Genomic DNA, 6945 nt, shown 5'->3' with positions numbered 1-6945 from the left:
GCATGCAGCTTTTTATAGCTGTCGATCAGGCGCAAATGCCGGTCCAGCCCTTCCAGCTTCATGCTCGTCGGCGTCAGCCCATAGAACCGCACGCTGCCGTTGACCGAGCCAATCACCGCATCCATGCGCTCATTGCCGAACATGCGTCGGAAGTTGGCCTCGTAGTCCGCCAACTCCAGATCGTCATCCAGCTCCATTTCCAGCACCGCGTTCATCGCCTGGTAAAACAGGCCACGCTCGGCGGTGTTGTCGTTGTACTGCAGGAACATCTCCACGCACTCCTTGGCCTCTTCATACTGCTTGAGGGCCAGGAAGATCAGCAGCTTCAGCTCCAGGATGGTCAGTTGGCCCCACGCCGTGTTGTCATCGAATTCGATGCCGATCAGGGTGGTGATGTCGGTGTAGTCGTCCAGCTCGCTTTCTATCAGGCGCTCGACCAACGCCTGCAACGCGTCCTCATCGAGGCTGTACAGGTTGAGGATGTCCTCGCGGAAAAACAGCGCCTTGTTGGTGTTGTCCCAGATCAGGTCGTCCACCGGGTAGATTTCCGAGTAGTCCGGCACCAGGATGCGGCAGGCGGTGGCGCCAAGATGTTCATACACCGCCATGTACGACTCTTTGCCCATGCCGTCGAGGATGCCGAACAGCGTCGCGGCTTCCTGGGCGTTGGAGTCTTCGCCGTGGCCCGAGAAGTCCCACTCCACGAATTCGTAATCCGACTGGGCGCTGAAGAAGCGCCACGAGACCACACCGCTGGAGTCGATGAAGTGCTCGACGAAGTTGTTTGGTTCGGTGACCGCCTGGCCTTCGAAGGTCGGCTGGGGCAGGTCGTTCAAGCCTTCGAAACTGCGGCCTTGCAACAGCTCGGTGAGGCTACGTTCCAGCGCCACTTCCAGGCTCGGGTGCGCACCAAACGAGGCGAACACCCCGCCGGTGCGCGGGTTCATCAAGGTCACGCACATCACCGGGAATTCACCGCCCAGGGAAGCATCTTTGACCAGCACCGGGAAGCCCTGGGCTTCCAGGCCCTGAATGCCTGCCAGAATGCCCGGGTACTTGGCCAACACCTCGGCCGGCACATCCGGCAGGGCGAATTCACCTTCGATGATTTCGCGTTTCACCGCCCGCTCGAAGATCTCCGACAGGCACTGCACCTGCGCTTCCGCCAGGGTGTTGCCGGCACTCATGCCGTTGCTGAGGTAGAGGTTTTCGATCAGGTTGGAGGGGAAGTACACCACCTCGCCATCGGACTGGCGCACGAACGGCAGCGAGACAATACCGCGTGCCTCATTGCCGGAGTTGGTGTCGAACAGGTGCGAGCCCCGCAGTTCGCCGTCACGGTTGTAGATCTTCAGGCAGTAGGCATCGAGAATTTCGCTCGGCAGCTCATCCTTGGGACCGGGCTGGAACCAGCGCTCATCCGGGTAATGCACGAACGGCGCATTGGCCAGCTCCTCACCCCAGAACTGGTCGTTATAGAAGAAGTTGCAGTTGAGCCGCTCAATGAACTCGCCCAACGCCGACGCCAGTGCGCCTTCCTTGGTCGCGCCCTTGCCGTTGGTAAAGCACATCGGCGAATGCGCATCACGGATATGCAGCGACCACACGTTCGGCACGATATTGCGCCACGAAGCGATTTCGATCTTCATGCCCAAGCGGGCAAGAACGCCGGACATATTGGCAATGGTCTGCTCCAGCGGCAGGTCCTTGCCGACGATGTAGGTGCCCGCCTCGGACGTCGCGTTGGGCATCAACAATGCCTGGGCGTCGGCATCGAGGTTCTCCACTTCTTCGATCACGAACTGCGGCCCGGCCTGCACTACCTTCTTCACGGTGCAACGGTCAATGGAACGCAGGATACCCTGGCGATCCTTATCGGAGAGGTCTGCCGGCAACTCGACCTGGATCTTGAAGATCTGGTTGTAGCGGTTTTCCGGATCGACAATGTTGTTCTGCGACAGACGAATATTGTCCGTGGGAATATTGCGTGTTTCGCAGTACAACTTCACAAAGTACGCCGCACACAACGCCGACGAAGCCAGGAAGTAATCGAATGGCCCCGGTGCCGAACCATCGCCCTTGTAGCGAATAGGCTGGTCGGCTATGACCGTGAAGTCATCGAACTTGGCTTCAAGCCGAAGGTTGTCGAGAAAGTTGACCTTAATTTCCATGCGGGCACACCAGAATAACGAGCTAAACAAATTGGCCGCCATTATGAAGATTTTCGCCGGGAAGTCTCAGGCTTTTCCGTATTGCCTGCCGATCGGTTAACGTTGCGCTCTCCGACCTTGAAGACGTCGCCCCATGTCCATCACCGACAACCTGCTGGCCTTCACCTTCGCCGCCACGCTGCTGACGCTCACGCCCGGGCTCGACACCGCCTTGGTACTGCGAACCGCCACCGTCGAAGGCAAGCGCCAGGCATTGCAGGCCACTTTGGGTATCAACGCCGGTTGCCTGTTGTGGGGCGCGGCGGTTGCCTTCGGGCTGGGCGCGCTGATTGCTGTGTCCGAAGTGGCGTACAACCTCTTGAAATACTGCGGCGCCGCTTACCTGGCCTGGCTGGGCTTGAACATGCTGGTGCGTCCGCGCCGCTCACTGTCACCCCCGGCAGCTGACGGCAAGGCGCGCAGCAACTGGTTCCTCAAGGGCATGCTGGGCAATGTCTTGAATCCCAAGGTGGGGATTTTCTACGTGTCGTTCCTGCCGCAATTCATTCCCCCGGGCCATTCGTTGATCGCCTGGACGTTCGGCCTGGTGAGCATCCATGTGGTGCTCGGGCTGGTGTGGTCGCTGGTATTGATCGGCGCCACTCAACCCCTTTCCGGTTTCCTGCGCCGCGAAAAGGTCATCCAGTGGATGGACCGTACCACTGGCATGATCTTCGTGTTGTTTGCCGCCCGCTTGGCTTTCAGCAAACGCTGAGTCGTGATCACAGGCGCACAGACAGCGCGATGAGTGGTAGCAAACCACCCAAATGCTCATCGACATCCTCGCCCAACCCGACACGCCTGCGCTGGAACGCTTGCGCTCAACCCTGACAGCTGATGTCGGCGAACTACAACAACGCCTACTCAGCCGGCCGATAGTCCGGGCACTTCCAACAAATGACTGCCTGGATGCCCGCGATGCTGATAGGTTTCGCACTTCACAGGCGAAAGGACAGGCAATGGAACCGTTAGCAATGAACGCGGCGTTGGTGATCATTGATATGCAACAGGGCATGCGCGATCCAACGCTTGGCCGACGCAACAACCCCGATGCCGAGTTACAGATAAAGCGCCTCCTGGACGCCTGGCGGCACGCCCTGCGCCCGATCATCCATGTGCGGCATATCTCCCGCACGCCCGGGTCGGTGTTTTGGCCAGGGCAACCGGGCTGCGAATTCCAGGACGCGCTGCAACCCCTGCCCCATGAGCACGTCGTGGAGAAAAACGTTCCGGATGTGTTCGCCGCCACGGGCCTGGAGCGCTGGCTGCACCTGCGTTCGATCCAGCAACTGGTGATCGTTGGCGTGACCACCAACAACTCCGTGGAGGCAACGGCGCGCTCAGCCGGCAACCTGGGCTTTGACGTGATCGTGCCGGGCGATGCGTGCTTTACGTTTGATCAAACCGACCTCTCGGGTCGCCTGTGGCCGGCTGAAGATGTGCATGCGCTGTCGCTGAGTAACCTGGCGATGGACTACGCCAGGGTGAGCGAAACCCGCGAAATCCTGACCAATAGCTAAGCGGGATCGGCGGCAAACACACCGGCCTGCACAAGCATCGGTATCAGCGCCTCAGGCCATACCGTATCCCCTGTGGCGCGCAATGCTTGAGCCGACCACCAACGATGGTCTGCCATCACCTGGGTTTCTTGCTCGGTCCATTCGGCTCTGGAGAGGCGCTCGCTGGGCGCGTGAACCACGAAGTATTGCTCAATGGCCAGCACCGTTTCACCGCAGGGCAACATCAAGGGAACGCGGCGGTCTGCCACGGATTCGTCAATGTGGCTGACCCTGATACCCGTCTCTTCGCGCAACTCACGAATCGCGGCGGCGTGGAAGGTTTCGCCCTCCTCGACACCGCCTCCCGGAGTAGCCCAATAATCGTTGCCGGCCAACGCGCCCTCTTTGTGGACGAACCGGAAAAGAAGCACCTCGTTCGCCGGGCTTATCACCAGTACTCGTGCTGCCTTTCGTTCACGCATTTGAATCGATTCCTTTCCTGTCACTGTTGAGCCCCCATACCGCTATCTATCCCTGCTGCGAAACCATCCAGGTCACAAACGCCTGCAACCGCGTGCAAAATGCCTCACGCTCGGCACTGGGGTTGCGCGCCTCAAACAGAAAATACGCGATCTGGACGCGCATCTCAGGGTGATGCTGGACGAACAGGGCAACATGTTCTTCGAGGGTGTGTGGCCACATCAATGCGTCTTCCGGGCGCAATGTGTGGGTAGCTCGAATCAGCTTGCGCGCCGCTTCGCGTTGCAAGCGAAGCCGTTCTGGCACGCTGTCGACGCCATCAATACGCGTGAGGTAGCCGCTCAACACCGGTTCGAAGTCCGCATTGAGCGCCCGTGCAACGTCACGTGAAGGCTTGAACCCCTCGAAGTGCAACGAGAGATCCTCGCCCCACACACAACGGCAGTGATGCTTGAGCCAGAAGCCCCATTTGGGTTGATGCTCGGGAGCGAGCACTTCGGCACGGTCGCCAATATCGAAGTCGATCTTGGTGACTGATGGGTGTCGCTGCTCCAATGCCTGGCGCAGCCTGTCCAACGACTCACGCACCGACGAATCTGGCGGCTCGCCCAGTATCAACGTGAGGTCGAGGTCCGACTCACCTGGGCTGGCATCGCCCCGGGCCACACTGCCGTAGACATAAATACCGAGCAGCCCCAACCCCGCTTGCGCCAGGGTCGCACAGGCATCCGCCAGCACGGGCTGAAATTCAGGCTGAATGGCCGCATCGCCAACCCTCAACACAATGCCCTGCGCATCGACACCCGTAGGCAACACGGTACTCATGGGCGATGCACCTCAATCACCCAGCCTTCGGCCTCGTTTGGCACAACAGCCGTATGTTCGGCAAGGGTGGACTTGCCGCACAGCAGATGCAGAGTGGGCATCGGACGGTTCCTTTTTTCGGGGGGGGGGTGAAGCATGCCACCTTTCAGGTGCTCTCATCATATTTCGACACGAATTACCCTGAAACTGGAATTGGGCGTTCGAAGCGCTGGTGGCGGAGATCGTCGCCAAGTATTTGCGCGCGTTCGAGCCGACCTGCGAGCGTTGCCGGATCGCAGAGAAAGACGGCGAGGTCGTCGGTTCGGTCTTTGTGGTGCGCCACGACGAGAACCCACCCTGAGTTTCGGCAAACCGCTGGTCAGCCAGACCTGGGCACGAGACCTGTCAATCGGGGCCTGGTCACCCAGGCCCCGAAGCGGGTTACAGATCGGTGATTTCCTTATGGCGCGGCACCAGCGCTTTCATCACGCTCCATGCCACCAGGTAAGCCAGCGCGCAGATCGCAAACATGATCATATAGCCGGTATGGATGTCGTTGATGGACTTGTAGTAGTCGAACACCCAACCGCCGATCTTGGTCATCACGACGCCCCCCAGGCCACCGGCCATGCCGCCGATGCCAACCACCGACGCCACGGTTTTTTGCGGGAACATGTCGGACACGGTGGTGAAGATATTGCACGACCACGCCTGATGCGCCGAGGCCCCCACGCCAATCAGCAAGACCGGCACCCAGAAGCTCAGATACCCCAAGGGCTGCGCCAGCAGGACCACCAACGGGAACAGCGCGATCACCAGCATGGCTTTCATGCGCCCGTCATACGGCGCATCGCCGCGCGCCATGAAATAGCTGGGGAACCAGCCGCCACCGATACTGCCCACCATGGTCATGCTGTACAGCACCGCCAGCGGCATCACAATGTCGGCGCCTTTCATGCCGTATTGCGCTGACAGGTAAGTGGGCAACCAGAATAGGAAGAACCACCACACGCCATCGGTCATGAACTTGCCGAAGGCAAACGCCCAGGTCTGGCGATAGGTCAGCAACTTGAACCACGAGACTTTGTTCGCGGCTGGACCGGCAGGTTCCGCAGTAAAAGACTGTGCGGTCTGGTCGCTACGGATGTAGGCCAGTTCTTCGGCCGATAGGCGTTTCTGCTGTTCTGGTTTTTGGTAGAGCGCCGACCATACGGCCACCCAGACAAAACCCAGCAGGCCAATCACGATAAACGCCGCTTCCCATCCCCAAAGGCCGGCGATCAGTGGCACACAGATCGGCGCCAGGATCGCGCCAACGTTGGCACCCGAATTAAAAATACCGGTTGCCAAGGAGCGCTCTTTCTTCGGGAAATATTCAGCGGTGGCCTTGATCGCGATGGGGAAGTTGCCCGCCTCGCCAATCGCCAGTACCGCGCGCGACAACATGAAGCCGGCAATCGACACCGGGATCACCGCCAGGCCAATGGCACCGCTGACCGCCGCGATGCCCTCGCCCATCGGCACCGAAAACGCATGCATGACCGCACCGGTAGACCAAATGCCGATGGCGACCACGTACGCCGCCTTGGTGCCGATCTTGTCGACGAACCGCCCGGCAAACAACATGGAAATCGCATAGACAAACTGGAACACCGCCGCAATGTTGGCGTAGTCGGTGTTACTCCAGCCAAATTGCGTGGACAGCTGCGGCGCCAGGAGGCTGAGCACCTGGCGATCAAGGTAGTTGACAGTGGTCGCGAAGAACAGCATCGCGCAGATGGTCCAGCGGTAGTTGCCGACGGCCTGGCCGACGCGGTGGGCGTTGATGGGCTCATTCAAGTTCATGGCATCACTTTTTATTTTTGTTAGATAGGACATACATAACGTCATATGTCGTCGTACAACTATGGCTTTTATAGCGAGCCCCCTATGCGCTGTCAATCTGAAAGATT

General features: G+C 59.5%; 6 protein-coding genes and 1 pseudogene. 3 read left to right on the top strand and 4 right to left on the bottom strand.

Annotation, left to right across the window (positions count from 1 at the left end):
• Positions 1–2171 (bottom strand): OsmC domain/YcaO domain-containing protein (locus tag M5B43_RS10805; RefSeq protein WP_248750090.1); only part of this gene is annotated, 2171 nt, incomplete at its 3' end.
• Positions 2172–2304: 133 nt separating this feature from the next.
• Here M5B43_RS10805 and M5B43_RS10800 point away from each other — a divergent pair.
• Both M5B43_RS10800 and M5B43_RS10795 read left to right on the top strand, forming a co-directional pair.
• Positions 2305–2925, top strand: coding sequence for a LysE family translocator (locus tag M5B43_RS10800; RefSeq protein ID WP_248750089.1), 621 nt, complete (start codon positions 2305–2307; stop codon positions 2923–2925).
• A 244-nt stretch (positions 2926–3169) separates the two neighbouring features.
• Complete coding sequence (locus tag M5B43_RS10795) at positions 3170–3730, top strand: cysteine hydrolase family protein (RefSeq protein WP_248750088.1); 561 nt, start codon at positions 3170–3172, stop codon at positions 3728–3730.
• Here M5B43_RS10795 and M5B43_RS10790 read toward each other — a convergent pair.
• On the bottom strand, positions 3727–4191 hold the full coding sequence (locus M5B43_RS10790) for an NUDIX domain-containing protein (protein ID WP_248750087.1): 465 nt from the start codon (positions 4189–4191) through the stop codon (positions 3727–3729). The genes M5B43_RS10795 and M5B43_RS10790 overlap by 4 nt on opposite strands.
• A gap of 46 nt (positions 4192–4237) precedes the next feature.
• Positions 4238–5014 (bottom strand): nucleotidyltransferase domain-containing protein, encoded by a 777-nt coding sequence (locus tag M5B43_RS10785; RefSeq protein ID WP_248750086.1) that lies wholly within the window; start codon positions 5012–5014, stop codon positions 4238–4240.
• Between the two features lie 187 nt (positions 5015–5201).
• On the opposite strand from M5B43_RS10785, the pseudogene M5B43_RS10780 reads away from it, so the two are divergent.
• A pseudogene (locus M5B43_RS10780) lies at positions 5202–5342 on the top strand (MarR family transcriptional regulator); the annotation flags it as partial.
• A gap of 92 nt (positions 5343–5434) precedes the next feature.
• Here the strand turns inward: M5B43_RS10780 and M5B43_RS10775 are convergent.
• Positions 5435–6838 carry an MFS transporter gene (locus tag M5B43_RS10775; RefSeq protein ID WP_248750085.1) on the bottom strand — a complete coding sequence of 468 codons (1404 nt, stop codon included), beginning with the start codon at positions 6836–6838 and terminating at the stop codon, positions 5435–5437.
• Positions 6839–6945: the final 107 nt, after the last annotated feature.

The sequence above is a fragment of the Pseudomonas sp. MWU15-20650 genome, from assembly GCF_023242475.1.
Taxonomy (GTDB): domain Bacteria; phylum Pseudomonadota; class Gammaproteobacteria; order Pseudomonadales; family Pseudomonadaceae; genus Aquipseudomonas.
Note: the sequence above shows the minus strand (reverse complement) of the source record. Positions and strands in the feature narration are given on the sequence as shown.